Raw genomic sequence first — 14791 nt, 5'->3', positions numbered from 1 at the left:
TCGATGTGCAATGACTAGAGGCTTTACTGTCTTCATGGATGTTCACTCCATTATAAATAGAAATAAAATATAATCGTAATTATACCATAATATAGTTACGGTTCGACTGGCAGCGTGAATGGAATTCCACCCGCTGCATTGACTCTCACCATATAGCTAGCCGTCTTACCTTGATAAGAAGCGGTTATCGTTGCTGCACCTGGCTTATGCCTTAGCACTCATACAGCGCCTAGGGCGTGGTGCTTGACGAGAGGCTTTAAGAGGAATAGGGAGTATTCTACCTACTCCTCGAAAGAATCATCGTTGTAATGTAATTTTTTACCGGCACGACAAGCTTAGCGAGGCATAAACTGCTCCAGCAGCATCTCACCCCAACGCTGATTTGCGCCCACAGTACGTCCCGCTAAATGCGGCGTATGGACGACATTATGTCGACCCAGCAGCGGATCGTCCAGCGGTACAGGCTCGATGTCGAAAACATCCGCCGCCAGGCTGAGTTCATCGTTCAGCACCCGTTCGCGCAGAGCCTCCATATCGCAAATACCGGCTCGCGTGACAAGCACGACCATGCAACCTTGTGGCAATGCTCTGATATGCTCCGCCGTTACCAGCAGTTCGGTCTGATCGGTCAGCGGTACCATCGGCACGAAGATGTCTGCATCCTGAACCAGACGGTTCAGATGAAACTCGCGGCGCGCTCCCGCGCGATGAAAGCAAGGCTCGGCGGCGTAAGGATCCCAGGCCGCCACATCTGCGCCCAGCATATGCATAAAGCTGGCATACCGTGAAGCAATATTACCTGCGCCAACAATGCGAACGCGCTTGCCCTCGACTGTACCATTAGCAAAACGCAGATCATCCGTCATCTGATCACCGATTTTCGTCACGGGATCGTACGGGTAATACCATGCGTCCAAATTGGTGAGCATCCGGTGATAGGCCTGCGGAATGCGACGCAATCCGCATAAGGTCAGCGTCAGCGCAAACTCCGATACGGACTGCCCCCAGAAACCTTCAGACTTATGCTGATAAACCTTAACCCCCGCCTCGCTCATAGCTGCCAGTAATGCCGGGTCTGTCGCCTCATACGGCTTGGCCTGCACAAACGCCTCCTCAAGCTGCGTGAACAATGCCAGGCACGCGCTTGTCACTTTTACAGACAGAGAAATCAGCCTGATTACGCTCCCCGGATCGGAAACAATCTCGCCCAAGATGCGATTTTCATCCGGGTGCAGTCTTATGAACTCGACATCCCCCTGCTCCCGCCACAACGCATGCAGATGATCAGCTGCGACGGACCACACATAGTCGAATGTAGGATGTACAATAATGACACTTCGCATGCTACAATTCACTCCTCTTTTCTCTTGTTATTGGGCCGCAAACGCATCCCAACTCCGGCTTATCACTTCAACATCCGTAGCGCCGCAAAACACGAACACGCGATAGCGGGCGGTTTCAATTTTGTCTTTGGCGAGCTTCCATTCTCCCGCAATACATCTGCTTGGCGAGATGCCCATCTGGTAATCTACCCGCCACGGCACAGGATGATCCGTATTCGTCGGGTGATCCATATAGGCTATGCCCGCCTGATCATCCCTGCCCTCGATCGGCATGCTTACCGAAACCCATCGAGCTCGTTGACCCTCTGCTTTCCCGTTCAGTTGGCCTTCGCTATTAATTGCCTGTCCGCCTGTCTCATCCCGAAACGGCATACGCAGAAACAATCCGCCGTATGGGTATTGTCCAAACGTCAAATCCGTCGCGGCATGAAGCGACCATTCCATATCCAGGAAGTAAGTATTCCCGTGATCTTTCAAAACCCAGTTTTGTGTCTCTTTCAGCATCACTGCACCGGAAGGATCCAGCCAATCCGCCTCTACTTTCCACATAACCCGGTTCGCCTCTGCTGTTGCCTGTGTTAACGGAAACGGTCTGAAGCTTCCGTCCTTCGGATCGTTATGGATACCTTCTGCCCAGAAACCAATCCCGTTTACATCATTCAACCCCGTATACACGCCATGCTGCCAAGGATGATGCGGTGGCGCATTTTCTGTCAATATGCCCTTGCCGTCCGGAGCCACAATCGGGTGAATGTACGGACGCTCGTTCATAGGCGCATGCTGTTCGAGAATCGGCGTCAATTCCTGGCCCCGAAAGATGCGAATAACAGTAGCAGAGCTTTCTGCTCTTAAAGATGAGGTATTCTGCATGTTAGGGTTTCTCCTTTATTAATCAAAGTTTGTGATCCTTTATCTCTTCTATCTGAATTTGGGCAGAAACACCTTTTCTCCGCCTTGCATAGCCGACTCATGCGCACATATCCCCGCGCTTGTCCAATTTGCCGATGTATATACATCAGGGAAAGCAGGCCGATTTTCCACAATACTCATAAGAAATTCATGTGCAAGATGTGGATGCGAACCGCCATGTCCACTACCTTGCTTGAACGAGAGATGAACATGATCGGTCAAATCGTACACCCCTTGCGTGGTGTACGGTCTGATGCCTTCTGGCAGCCGATCTGCATAATCCGGCACCCGCACCCGCTCAGCCTGTTCCCCGACAAACAACACCGGCGACTCACCTTCAAGCTGCTGCCACTCAAAACTGATCCGGTCAGCATACACATCAAAGCTTTCGATGTACTCGCGAGATGTTTCAAACAAAGACCGCGTGATCTCTATAGCCAGATTTGAGTCGCGCAAGCGGAACAATGCCGATTCAACCGCGAACGGTGAGCCGTACTTGTCGGCAAGTTCCTTGGCAATTTGTCCGGAGCCCAGACACATCACATACTCTGCTTCCCGTTCAGCCAGCGCCAGTAACGGACTGAGCGCATGGGTCGCATAGTGCATCGGCGGCAACCCTTCCCAATATCCGGGCCAGCCCGCCATCTCTTGCTGATGCGCGCCGCGCAAAAATTGGATCTTTCCAAGCTTGCCCGTATCACGCAAATGCTTTACATAGAGATACTCTCGCGTATACACGCAGGTTTCCATCATCATATAGTTCTTGCCCGATTGCTGCTGCGCCTCGACGATTCGCCGGCAATCCTCCACCGAGGTCGCCATGGGCACCGTGCAAGCTACATGCTTGCCTGCCTTAAGCGCTGCAATGCTTTGCTCGGCGTGATCCGGAATCGGTGTATTGATGTGCACAGCATCGATGTTGTCATCCTGAATCATTTCCTCAAAGCTGGTATACCTTACTTTTACGCCAAAATGCTCGCCAATCTGATGCAAACTGTCTGGATTTCGCTGACAGATCGCATACATCTCTGCCTGGGGATGATTCTGATAAATGGGAATAAATTCAGCACCAAAACCGAGTCCCGCAATGCCTACACGTATTTTCTCACGCAATAAGATCCTTCCTTTCATGTTATAATTTAGTCTCAGTATAGACAACGAATGCGAAGAAGTCGATGCGAATTTCCGTTAACAAAATGAGATTTTTAACATTGAAATATAGCAAAAAAATATTGTAAAATAACGATGAGTCAATTTCATAGTTCCGCTATCTACTTAGAAATTGTTTAACTATAGCTAACGAATTTAATAAGTGTACAAGGATGGATAAAATGAGGATATTCACTCCGAAACAGCGCAAGCAGGTAGCCTTATTGATCGAAACCTCCAACCAATACGCGCGCGGGCTGCTACTCGGCATTAACCGCTACCTGCAGGAGCATCCAGACTGGTCCGTGTACCTGGGTGAAATCAGCCGCAACAACCAAGATATGAGTTGGCTGAGCGACTGGCACGGCGACGGCATCCTGGCACGCATCGAAACCGACGAGACGGCAGACTACATTATGAATAGCGGACTGCCTGCCATTGATCTAAGCGCCTCGCGCAAGTTGCCCGGTCTGACATGCGTGGAAACAAACGACCAGGCGATTGCCGTCATGGCTGCCGATCATTTCCTGGAGAACGGCTTCAAACATTTTGCCTACTATGGCGACAACTGCTTCCAGTGGTCAATTCATCGGGACCAGCACTATCGCTCTTATCTCGGCGCGAAGGGCTTTGATTGTCTGAGTTTTAAAGCAGCCAATGACAATGCGCAGCAAGGGGCGTCGTGGGAAAACCACATCAACGAGCTTGTCCGATGGCTGAAGCAATTGCCGAAGCCCGTTGGCATCATGTGCTGCTATGATATACGCGGCCAGCAATTGCTCGAAGCTTGCCGTCTGGCCGAGATCGATGTGCCCGATGAGGTCGCCGTCATCGGCGTCGACAACGACGAACTCTTATGCGATCTGTCCACGCCTCGGCTGTCCAGTATTCAAACCAACCCACAGCAGGCCGGTTACTTGGCTGCGCAGTTGCTGGACCGGCAAATAGCAGGCGAGCGAATTGGAAGTGAGATCTACTTGATCGACCCCCTCCAGCTTCAGATCCGCATGTCCTCCGACGTGCTGGCCGTTGAGGACAAGACGGTCTCCGAAGCAATAAGGTTTATTCGCCAACACGCTCACGAGAATATTCAGGTGCAGGATATTTTAAATCACATCCCTGTCACTCGGCGAGTCTTGGAAAGCCGTTTTCTTAAAGCACTGGGACGAACGCCTCACGAACAAATTATTTCGATCAAGTTAAAGATGGTCAAGCAATTGCTGGAAGAAACCGAACTATCGCTCGCCGACATCGCTGAACGCACTGGGTTCAAGCATACCGAATATATGAGCGTCGTGTTCAATCGCGAATTCCATATCCGCCCTGGCCAATACAGAAAAGAGAGAATATTATCCATGCCGATGAAGCCCTGAACCCAAAAACAGCGTTAATTATTTGTCCGGCAAAGTCCAATAAATCACTGGGGCTTTGCCGGCAAAAGATGCACTTCCTTTATCCATGACTCTTATCTGACAATCTGCAAATCCAATCCGATTTCAAATACACGATTCCACGGGAAATACACATTCTGCACTTCGATTTTCCCTTCCACTGCATCGGTCAGCCATGACTCCACAAACTGTTGAATCTCTTTGTTAACGAAGCTATCCACTTGCTCCTTCATCGCGGACAGGTCTACATATTTTTTACCATCGAAACCAACTGGATGTTCTTTACACAGTTTTTTACGAATAACCGCCTGATAGCCCCAGTCTTCCAGCAGTCTTAGAGCATAAAACTCTCTGCTGCGATGCAGCCGATCAAACTCATTGTGCGGTTGTCCCTTATAATAAGCTTCAATAATCATATGCGCGATCACCGTGCCGAGAGTGTTCCCAATGGTGTTCCAGCCAGCGTATGCCGATACATCCTTCAGCATCCCCCTCTTGGACAGCAGTTGCAACAAATAATGATCTGCGCCATTAATAATCGCAGCGTCCGCCAAGCCAACCACTTTGCCCCTGCGGATGTAACCGTCAATCGCACTAGCAAACTCATTCATATTAATCTCTGTAAAATAGCTGGCATGCCGATCCTGCAAGTCATGAATGCTGTCCGAAGTCATCACGGAATGGACGGCCGTATGTACAGCCAGTACCGCATCTGCCTCCTGTGAGTTATCCAGCGTGTACCCGCCGGCTGCAGACAAATGACTTTTCACCGCTTCATGCAGACTGCGCTCCTCCAAATCCGGCACTGTCAACGGTCCAAGTGTTGAGGAATAGCGAATGAATACTTCGGGTGCAAACTGCTTGGCATCGCAAAATGCACGGGCAAACAACGTACAGCCGGCTTCATCCGCACCTGAGTGTATAAACACCTTATCCATCAAATTATACTGCTCTGCAAGAAGGCGAAGCTGGCGCTGCTCGCTTACAGAAAAGCCAAATTGAGCATTGTCATCCAGCGGGATCAACAAGGTGTCGATGACGCCGTCATTCACATATTCAATCGCCTGCCGATTAATGGCGTGGTTAATGGTGCGTCTTCCGATGAAATCGTCCAGCACAGCTGACGGGATACTGCTCCGCACCTGTACAAATTCGTCTTGCTCCACTTGGGACAATTCATTCCGCTCTTCCTTGTTCCTCAGCCAGGAGTATCTGCTGATCAAATGACCATAGTCCGCGTAATAATCCGGTTCCTCTTCGGCAGAACAGTATTGCGGTGTCCGCATGATCAAGCTGAAGGCATATATGTTCAAATGCGGGTGATTTTTGCGCACCTTTTCAAGCAGCGCCAACCGGTCCATACATTCCTCTACAGTAACATGATGCAGTCTTGATGGAACGATCCCCCCATGCACCAGCATATCAATCGAGACGAGCAAATAATCTGCATCAATCACTTCACGCTCAACCCATTGCGCCAATTGCGCGACAGGCGCAGGCTGCTTCTTCATGCCGAGCAAATGATGCGGCGCGACCATCTGCAGGTCGGTACACGCCGCCAGATGCATCGGAAACAACAAGCTGCAGGGGCGTTCATCCAGCGGCAAAAAAACGATTTTAGTCATAGGAACTCTATGCCTCACTTCATCTATATATTTGTGATTCTTGCAAGTCTAATTAACCTATGATTCCCGTCCGCTCCACACTCTCGACAAAATAGCGCTGGGCGAACAAATATAGTATAAAAATAGGAGTCAAGCCCAACAGCGCTCCGACATTCAAATACATGGAAATGAGTGCAGCAGCATTTACGCCCAGAAGACCTGTCGCAGTGCCGGGCAGCAAATCGAGCGTGCGGGAAAGCAGCGTATAGTTCGGTGCGTACATATTAACAAAGTAGCTGTCATTCCACTGCCATACGAATGAGAACAGCATAACCGTCGCAATGGCAGGAATCGCATTGGGCAGCATCACCCTCACGAAAGTCCGGAGTATACCCGATCCGTCGACATAAGCAGCCTCCTCCAGTTCCTTAGGCAAGGCCCGGAAAAACTGGCGAAAAATATAAATGTACAGCCCATTCTTCAAGCCTGATGCAAGCATAGAAGAGATGAAAAAAGGCCAGAAGCTATTAAGCAAATTAACTCCTTTGTTGCCGGAAAACAGCTCATACAACCCAAACAGATCGAAATAGCGATAGTGTAAATAAACAGGCACCATAATTGTTTGCGGAGGCACGACAATAGTGAAGATGACCAGACCAAACAAAATTCCGCTGCCGCGGAACTTCAGCCTAGCGAAGCCATAGCCGGCAAGCGCGCATGAGATTAACTGCAGGCAAGACGTACCGACGCTTAAAATAAACGTATTAAGCACTGCATCCGGATACTTAATCAATGCGTAGACGGCTTTAAAGTGGTCCAGCGTAAAATTTCGTGGTATCCACAAAACCGAAGAGTCATACAAATCGATCTCCGCCCGAAAGGCATAGGAAATTTTTTGCGCAATAGGGTACAAAATGACGATGCAAATGCCATAAATCAGTACCGTTCGCGTTAAAATCCACAGCCAGCGCTTGCTCCATTCAACGATCTTGGTGCTCCATTCCAGAAACTTGACGCGTCTATCTGCCCCCGTTGGACGATCTGGTAAATCCGTTTGTTGTGCCATTAGCTGAACCCCCATAATATTATTGATAATAAACTCGCTTGGAGATCAGGTAAGTCGAAATAATAAGCAGCAAGGAGATGACGAGAAAATAAATCCATGCCATCGCTGCGCTGACGCCGAAGTTGAAGCTGGTAAATGCGGCTTGCTGAATCATGCTAGTCACGCTGCTATCATAGAAAGAGTCAATAATTGTATATATTGTATTGGTCAGCAGCAGCGGTGAAATCATCGGAAAGGTAATCTTCCAGAACGATTCATACCCCGTTGCTCCCTCCATCTTGGCAGCTTCATATAGCGAAGCAGAAATGGACTGCAGTCCAGCCAAAAATATCAAAATTTGCACGCCAGACAAGCTGATGATCTGATAGATTCTGTTTACCGCCCCGGTCAAATAATCGACGATCAGCGGACTGACGCCAGCCTGCAGCAATAGCGGTGTCAACTCAACGCTTTTCATGCCGGCAAAATTACTGTCCATGCCTTGCGACGCAACCCCCATCATCTGCGCTACAATTCCACTGTTGTCGAGCTTGGCGATCACGCCGGAGGTGAGTACGACTGGCAGAAAAATGATTGCTCTGGCAAACATCCGCCCGCGAAATTTCTGCGTCAACAGCATAGCGGTAAACAAGCTGAAAAAGATGATCAGCGGCACATCCAACACCGTATTCAACACCACATTGGTCAGATTTCGAACATACCAGGCGTCCTCCAGGAAGATGTAACGAAAGTTGGCGACACCCGTGAAATCGATCCGAAATCCATCTTCAGTAATCGTCAGCTTGTTAAAGCTGAACCAAAGCGACTGGAATAACGGAATAGCCATCAGCAGAATTAAACCCAAACACCAGGGCAGTACGAACAGCATGCCGTATAGTTGTTTTTTTCGTTCCAGATTAATCGTACGCATTCGCCTCATGGCTTCACCTTCCTTACGACATAATCGCGTGCTTCGACCGTGATGCCGTCAACCGTTGCCGCAGTGTCGCCATAGTTGACCCAAATTTGCACACCCTGCTCAAATTCCGTTTTGTACAACTGCTCCGAAATCTTCTCATGCGCGATAATACGCTGACCGCGAACTTGCCGCAGGACATCGTTCACTTCCTTGTAAGATTGAACGGCTTCATCCAGCCAATTTCGGTAATCATGCGCGTACAAATAGCTGAACTCCGTATCTTTCAGCACGGACGGAGATTGCGTAATCCAGCTGTAGTACACATTAGAGCCCGTCTCAAGCGCCTTCAGCACTTGCAGGCGCACATCCTGATCGTCCGCCATATTGAACGGGCTGCCGGCATAATCGACATAACCGTGCAGCACAATCTGATAGAAGGGCACCGACTCGCTCGACAACCAATAGCCATTGCTTGTTTGCGGAACGTGCAGCAGATGATCAGCGTAGCCTAGCGCGTAAGCATTGCCGCCCTGCGCCATGACCTCGTCAAGCTGATCGGCAAAGCGTGCAATCATGGCTTCGGCAACCGACTTTGTATCCTGCCTTGTCGATTCTTTGCCCCGCGTAAAATCCGAGTAGAGCACATCGCCCAGATCACGCAGCGATATGGCATCAAATCCGTAGTCGGAATATTGGTCCAGAAATCTTTCCGCCGTCTCCTCAATACGCGCCGGCGCCAGCAAGTAATGGGAAAAGGCCGTTCGTCTGTAGGTCGCGAGAGAAAAATCATACATGCGGGCATATTGCCTTGAAACAAACTGTACCGCATCACTCGACGGGCTGAATCCCTTCGAACCGTTATACACTTGCAGCAGCGTCAACTCAGGATATAGGCGTCCGCCGATCGTCGTTAGCTTATTGGTAAGTTCGTTCCATTCCTTCTGGCTGCCAAGCGTGCGCTCCAGCCGAATGCGGGACGGATATTGTTGCTTAAGGCCACTATTAAACCAGCCTCGATAATGAAGTTTAATATTGGAAAGCTGATACTGTCCAAGCTGGTCGACCAGGCGGTTGGCGCTCTCCAGGTCACTTAACGGCACAAACGCTTCATAAGGTATGCCTAGCATGCTCTTAGGTTCGGAAAATCCGCCAGTCAATTCCAGATAAAACGGTGCATCCTGATCCGCTCCACGTAGTGTCCAACCATACTTGTCAGCCAAATACTCGCGGTAAACAGCCGCCATGCCGGTGTAATTGGCTTGTTCCCCGCTCAAGAACTGAAAGCGGATCTGCAACGCGCCCTGATAGCTGTGTACAGGAGTCTTGATCATCGCATCATCGCGTGTAAGCGATACTTCATCGGAAGGCAAGATGACAAAACGACTGGCAATAGTATGGAATCCGTGAACTCTGCCCGCAGTATCCGCTTGCAGTCGAGCCAAGCCGTCGCCTTCTTCGATGATCGCCAAAAAAGCGGCATCGTTTTTCTTCATACCATAAACAGGAAGTCTTGCCGCTTGCTTCGTCCCAATCTTTTCTTTAATCGCCAGGGCATCATCCTCACCGTACAAGCTAAGCGTAATCGATTGGGCTGCCGACTGGCTGTTGTTGAACGACATCAACGCTCCGGAACCGTCAGGCAGAAACAGATAGCCGTCATCCTGGTTTCCGGCAGCGCCGAACTGCTCCAGCATGCCGACAGCCTGGATCCGATAAAGCGCAGTCTCTTCCCGTATTTGCGTCGTGTCTACCGTCGCAACCAGCGAATCGCCGTCAAGACGGTACGTTATGGACGCTGTGAACTTGGGATTTCCCGATGCCGTCGCCCCCTCTCCCCCGGCAATTTCATTATCCTGCAGCAATTCCTCCTCGCTGTATCCCATCTTTTCGAACAAATTAAGCACTCTTTTGACGACAGCTTTTGGAATTTCGCGTCGTTCCCATATTTCCTTACCTTCAATATAACGATAACGAGTCTTCAATTCGTCGCGTTCAGCATCGTCAGACAGCCGCTCCAGCAAGCTTTGAAACCGAGTTGCGGTTAACTGCAACGGGATCGATTCCACTCCTTTTTCAGGATTGCCGAACCGATAGGTGACCGTCAGGGCCGAATCCTGGGGAATAATCTCGAACTGCTGGTATGCCACACTGTCGTTGTAGCTGTCGTATTCTTTGGTCTGCCCGTTGTGCATCAAATACACAAGCGAAAGCTGAGACGAAAGCTTGCCTTTCCAATAAGGCGTTGCGATCGAATCCTCTTCCCTTCCCTGCGGATTGGAACGCCAGATTTTACCGCTTTGCTTTTCAAGCACCGCAATCTCAGCAGTACGGCTATTGATGTACAAACGAAGACTATCATTTTCCATCACGGCATCCATATCGGGCAATACGGGGGATACCGCCTCGTCAGCCGCTATCATGCGCACCTGCGGGTCGGTCTTTATTTCAGTTGGCCGAGAACGGAAATCCGCCGAATCCGAAGCGGCATTCCGTCCGTTCCCCGTGCAAGCGGTTGCCAGCAGCAGCAAACATAGAAGAGTCAATATTATCGTAGTCGACTTATTGCATGTTCGCACGACTTCCTCACTCCCCTATTCTGAAAATAATTTCTTTGAATATAGTTGTGCCTAGCGAAAGCGTCTGCTGCAGCAAGCTGAAGAACAACAGCGCAAGAAATAATATTATGCCAATAACGATCAAGGTCAGAAAAGAAGTTACAATTGTTTTGCCGACCGTATACTGGTGGATTGTCAGCATCCCGACGAACAGCAGACCCAGAAACCATAGCCAAGCTACCGCCTCCAGTAAATTGTAGAAAGGTAGTTCCGGAATAGTCAGAGTATTCGATAATATGATCAGCGGCACTTGCACCAAAATCAACGGGCACAGCGCATACGCTCCAGCTACAACAATCTCCTTAAATTTCCCTTCACCGTCCATCAAAGTCGTCAGTGACCAGTTCGCTACGCACCAAAGGAAGAACGGGATCAGAACGAACTTGGCTTGGCCGAGCACATAAACAGGCGGTATCGGATTTAATAAAAACCCGTTATACTGATGTTTGATCACATACAGGAAAGCAAGCAGGAACACCAAAACGAGTGAAAACCAAACACGTCCCTTATTCTCATACTTTAGCTCCCAGAACCCTTTGAAGGGATGAAACATCGTATACCAAGCCATGCCAACCGCCTGTGGCTCGCCCGCCCGCTTGCGTACAATTTTTCTCACCGCAATCAGCAGAATAACAATTGCTGCCAGCGAAGCCAGTATGGTACCGAAGTTGTCCCACATATATTCCTTGCGGTAATGGGCAAACGCTCGGGAATAGTATTCCTGATGCATACCTTGCTTGAAATACTGCATTGCTTCAATGTAATTGCCACGCCTTAACTCCGCTTTGCCGATGCCGATGTAAGCCAGCTCCAGGTTGTTGTTCAACTCCAGCGCCTGATGCCAGGCTTCTACTGCCAGATCGGAGTCGCCTTCGTCCGTGTGAATGACCGCGCTCCGAACAGCTTGACCGTACAAGGTCGGCTTGAACAAACTGATATGATTCATTCCCTTATCCAGCACAGCCATCCGGTCGCCGAGCATGGCGACAGCGGACGGCGATTTGAACGTTCCCTGCTGCTCCCCGAAGCGGGCAAACGTGTACATCAAATTGCCGTCCCGATCATACGTGAAAATTCGACCACGCGTTTGATCAAGAATGCTGTAAATTCCGTTCTTGTCCGGTGTAACATAATGAATGCTTGACGGATCGGATCTGGTCCCCGTGAAGCTATAAATCTTATCGCCCATTGGCGGCCAGTAGCCCGACCGTTTGAGCACATCAATGCCTGAAGGGTTTAGTCGTTTGACCGGTTCTTCCGACTGTTCTGCGCTTGTCGCAAAAATAAACCCATCCTCGTCAATAGCGACGTGATTGAATTCAATCGGGACAAACAGCACCATCTTCGAGCGCTGTTCCTTCGTCATCATCCGCTTCCAGAACAAATCCGCCAGCGAAAATTGGACTTTATTAACCCCCATAAACCCGGTAAACGTCCCGCCTGCATCAAATTGCATAATACCGTCGAATACTCCCTTGGCGATGACATAGGGACGACCCGCTGAATCGACCGTCAATTTGATCGGCTGATAAACAAAGTTGGCAGGCAAAATATCCGCTTCCGGTTGTCCAATCGCCCTGACAAATTCACCAGCTGCCGTAAGCTCGACGATTCGCTTGTTACCGGTATCCGCCACATACAGATGACCGTTCTGCGCAACGAATAACCCTTGCGGAGTGGCAAAGTGATCCAGGACGCCATGGGCTGTAAACGAATCGATAACCCGTTCTACGTGAAAATCGGCGCCCACTTGTACAATGCGATTATTGCCGCTGTCCAGCACATAGATCCGGTTATCCGATGTAATAACCATATCTTCCGGATTGCGAAATCCGCCGACGCCCAGTTGTTCGCCTGTCAGTCTTGCTTCAAACACATAAGGAACCGGAGCCGGTTCCGGCGTTCCGCGCCAGGAATAATTGTACCCCTCGTAGGGGACGGCAGACAGTACAGATGTCAGGCTCGGCAATAGAAGCAGGATAGAAAAGAGCAATACTACTTTTCTCCAAAAACTCACCTGCAGCGCTCCTTTCTATTATTCTTTCATTCCGGAAGTAGACATCGTCTCAATGACTCTGCTCTGTGACACAACAAAGAACATAATCGGGACAAGCAGCATTAGCAGCGTCGCTGCCATGGAAGGTCCGGTACGAATAATTCCGCCAGCGAGAATCTGGCTGAAGGCGTAATCAATCGTCTTGAGCTGCTCGCTGTAAATAAACAAGGCGCCCGCCGAGGCCCCGGCTCCCCATAGCCCTTGAAAAGAAAAAATAATTAAGGTCAGCCAAGCCGGCTTGACGATCGGCATTACGATCTGCCAGAAAATGCGAAACTCGCTGCAGCCGTCTATTTGCGCCGCTTCCAGTAAAGCGTCCGGCACCTGTTCCATAAACTGCTTCATCAGATACAAACCGAGGGATGAACCTAGCGCAGGAATAATTACCGCCCAATGCGTATCGAGAAAACCGAGCCAGGACATCGTCATATAGTTGGTGATTTGTGTCACAACAGCCGAGAACATCAAGGAAAGGACGACAATCGTAAACAGAACGCTTCTACCTGGAAACCGGCGTTTGGCTAGCGGATACGCCGCCATGGAAGCAATCACAACATGACCGGTCGTACCGATAAGCGCAATAAAAAAGGTGTTGTAAATATAGCGCGTCATCGGCACCCACGAGTTCGACAGCAGATAATACAAATCGCTAAAATTATTCAAAGTAGGCACTCGAACAAAAAAATCCGGCGGGTACTTCAAGATTTCGTTAATAGGCTTGAACGCATTGTTCACGACAAAGATCAATGGCAGCACCATGAAACAGCCAACGGATGCGAGCAGCGCGAACAAAAGCAGATCGCCGCCCAATGAACGATTAATACGCTTAGGAAACAGGCGGATACGCGGCATGCTAATCACCCACCTTTGCAAGTAACCGACGTACAATCAAGTTCGAACCAAGCATCATCGCGAAAAGCACTGTAGCAATCGCCGATGAATACCCCATCTCGAAGCGAATCGAACCATAATCCATCAGATGGGTCACGATCGTATGACCCGCGTACTGCACGCTCGGAAAACCGACTAGCGCTGTCGATACTTCAGCTACGGCGAATGAAGCGGTAATCTGAATAACTGCCCCGAACAACAACATCGGTCTCATTGACGGGAGCGTTATATACCATAGCTCCTGCCAGCGATTGCGGATACCATCCATCGCGCCGGCCTCGAACAACGTTCTGTCCAAACCTTGAAAACCTGCGATAAATGCCAGGAAGCTTGTGCCTATACTAAGCCAGAGCTGCACGATGATAATGACCGTCAACATATAACGCGGATCCTTCAGCCACAAGACCGGTTCCAGAATAAGATGCCATTTCATCAGAAAGGCATTAATATAGCCATAGGAATCGCCTGCAAAGAGTAGCGTCCAGACGATTAGGGCATTCCCGGACAACGCCGGCGCGTAGAACACTAGAGTCGCCACAGCTCTCATCTTTGGAGGAAATTCATTAATAATCCAGGCTAGCACAAAACAGGCAATATAGCTGACCGGCCCGGTAATTGCCGCGAAGAGCAGCGTATTTTTGAGTGCAATCAAAAATACATCATCGCGGACAAATAATTGGGCATAATTGCGCCAGCCGACCCACTGCGGAAATTCCAACATGTTGAAATCAGTGAAGCTGATCAATAGCGACAAGCACACCGGCAACACAGTAAACGTAAAGAAAATCAAGTAGTATGGCAGCAGCATCAGATATAGCGATTTGTTTCGCACGACTGCTTTTTTCAACCTATTCATCCAAGCCTCACCT

General features: G+C 49.7%; 12 protein-coding genes. 1 reads left to right on the top strand and 11 read right to left on the bottom strand.

Going from position 1 to position 14791, the window contains the following annotated elements; genetic code table 11:
* Positions 1 to 95 precede the first annotated feature (95 nt).
* From ACRRU2_RS26510 to ACRRU2_RS26495, 4 genes are all read right to left on the bottom strand, one after another.
* Positions 96 to 218, bottom strand: a complete 123-nt coding sequence (locus ACRRU2_RS26510; RefSeq protein WP_331697393.1) for a hypothetical protein — start codon at positions 216 to 218, stop codon at positions 96 to 98.
* A 117-nt stretch (positions 219 to 335) separates the two neighbouring features.
* On the bottom strand, positions 336 to 1343 hold the full coding sequence (locus ACRRU2_RS26505) for an NAD(P)-dependent oxidoreductase (protein ID WP_331697394.1): 1008 nt from the start codon (positions 1341 to 1343) through the stop codon (positions 336 to 338).
* Between the two features lie 27 nt (positions 1344 to 1370).
* Positions 1371 to 2213 carry a PmoA family protein gene (locus ACRRU2_RS26500; RefSeq protein WP_331697395.1) on the bottom strand — a complete coding sequence of 281 codons (843 nt, stop codon included), beginning with the start codon at positions 2211 to 2213 and terminating at the stop codon, positions 1371 to 1373.
* A 48-nt stretch (positions 2214 to 2261) separates the two neighbouring features.
* Positions 2262 to 3365, bottom strand: a complete 1104-nt coding sequence (locus ACRRU2_RS26495) for a Gfo/Idh/MocA family protein (protein WP_432506297.1) — start codon at positions 3363 to 3365, stop codon at positions 2262 to 2264.
* A 218-nt stretch (positions 3366 to 3583) separates the two neighbouring features.
* On the opposite strand from ACRRU2_RS26495, the gene ACRRU2_RS26490 reads away from it, so the two are divergent.
* Positions 3584 to 4774, top strand: a complete 1191-nt coding sequence (locus ACRRU2_RS26490; protein ID WP_432506295.1) for a substrate-binding domain-containing protein — start codon at positions 3584 to 3586, stop codon at positions 4772 to 4774.
* A 92-nt stretch (positions 4775 to 4866) separates the two neighbouring features.
* On the opposite strand, the gene ACRRU2_RS26485 is transcribed toward ACRRU2_RS26490, so the two are convergent.
* The 7 genes from ACRRU2_RS26485 to ACRRU2_RS26455 are packed head-to-tail and all read right to left on the bottom strand — an operon-like array spanning position 4867 to position 14778.
* Positions 4867 to 6417, bottom strand: a complete 1551-nt coding sequence (locus ACRRU2_RS26485) for a DUF4127 family protein (protein ID WP_432506293.1) — start codon at positions 6415 to 6417, stop codon at positions 4867 to 4869.
* 52 nt (positions 6418 to 6469) lie between these two features.
* The gene (locus ACRRU2_RS26480) at positions 6470 to 7462 is read right to left on the bottom strand and encodes a carbohydrate ABC transporter permease (RefSeq protein ID WP_331697399.1); all 993 of its coding nucleotides are present in this window, start codon (positions 7460 to 7462) and stop codon (positions 6470 to 6472) included.
* A gap of 19 nt (positions 7463 to 7481) precedes the next feature.
* Positions 7482 to 8381 carry a carbohydrate ABC transporter permease gene (locus ACRRU2_RS26475; protein WP_432506291.1) on the bottom strand — a complete coding sequence of 300 codons (900 nt, stop codon included), beginning with the start codon at positions 8379 to 8381 and terminating at the stop codon, positions 7482 to 7484.
* Complete coding sequence (locus ACRRU2_RS26470; protein ID WP_432506289.1) at positions 8378 to 10936, bottom strand: DUF5696 domain-containing protein; 2559 nt, start codon at positions 10934 to 10936, stop codon at positions 8378 to 8380. Before ACRRU2_RS26470 ends, ACRRU2_RS26475 begins: the two co-directional genes overlap by 4 nt.
* Before the next feature lie 7 nt (positions 10937 to 10943).
* Positions 10944 to 12992 (bottom strand): YIP1 family protein, encoded by a 2049-nt coding sequence (locus tag ACRRU2_RS26465; RefSeq protein ID WP_432506287.1) that lies wholly within the window; start codon positions 12990 to 12992, stop codon positions 10944 to 10946.
* 18 nt (positions 12993 to 13010) lie between these two features.
* Positions 13011 to 13883 carry a carbohydrate ABC transporter permease gene (locus tag ACRRU2_RS26460; protein ID WP_331697403.1) on the bottom strand — a complete coding sequence of 291 codons (873 nt, stop codon included), beginning with the start codon at positions 13881 to 13883 and terminating at the stop codon, positions 13011 to 13013.
* Between the two features lies 1 nt (position 13884).
* The gene (locus ACRRU2_RS26455) at positions 13885 to 14778 is read right to left on the bottom strand and encodes a carbohydrate ABC transporter permease (RefSeq protein WP_432506285.1); all 894 of its coding nucleotides are present in this window, start codon (positions 14776 to 14778) and stop codon (positions 13885 to 13887) included.
* Positions 14779 to 14791: the final 13 nt, after the last annotated feature.

Source organism: Paenibacillus sp. GXUN7292, assembly GCF_050864975.1.
In the GTDB taxonomy this organism is placed as follows: Bacteria; Bacillota; Bacilli; order Paenibacillales; family Paenibacillaceae; genus Pristimantibacillus.
The sequence above is the reverse complement of the archived record's forward strand: the minus strand, read 5'-3'. Positions and strand labels throughout refer to the sequence as shown.

Coding starts and splice junctions, on each gene's coding strand:
- ACRRU2_RS26505 (WP_331697394.1), bottom strand. CDS start 1,343: ATGCGAAGTGTCATTATTGTACATCCTACATTCGACTATGTGTGGTCC.
- ACRRU2_RS26500 (WP_331697395.1), bottom strand. CDS start 2,213: ATGCAGAATACCTCATCTTTAAGAGCAGAAAGCTCTGCTACTGTTATT.
- ACRRU2_RS26490 (WP_432506295.1), top strand. CDS start 3,584: ATGAGGATATTCACTCCGAAACAGCGCAAGCAGGTAGCCTTATTGATC.
- ACRRU2_RS26485 (WP_432506293.1), bottom strand. CDS start 6,417: ATGACTAAAATCGTTTTTTTGCCGCTGGATGAACGCCCCTGCAGCTTG.
- ACRRU2_RS26480 (WP_331697399.1), bottom strand. CDS start 7,462: ATGGCACAACAAACGGATTTACCAGATCGTCCAACGGGGGCAGATAGA.
- ACRRU2_RS26475 (WP_432506291.1), bottom strand. CDS start 8,381: ATGAGGCGAATGCGTACGATTAATCTGGAACGAAAAAAACAACTATAC.
- ACRRU2_RS26460 (WP_331697403.1), bottom strand. CDS start 13,883: ATGCCGCGTATCCGCCTGTTTCCTAAGCGTATTAATCGTTCATTGGGC.
- ACRRU2_RS26455 (WP_432506285.1), bottom strand. CDS start 14,778: ATGAATAGGTTGAAAAAAGCAGTCGTGCGAAACAAATCGCTATATCTG.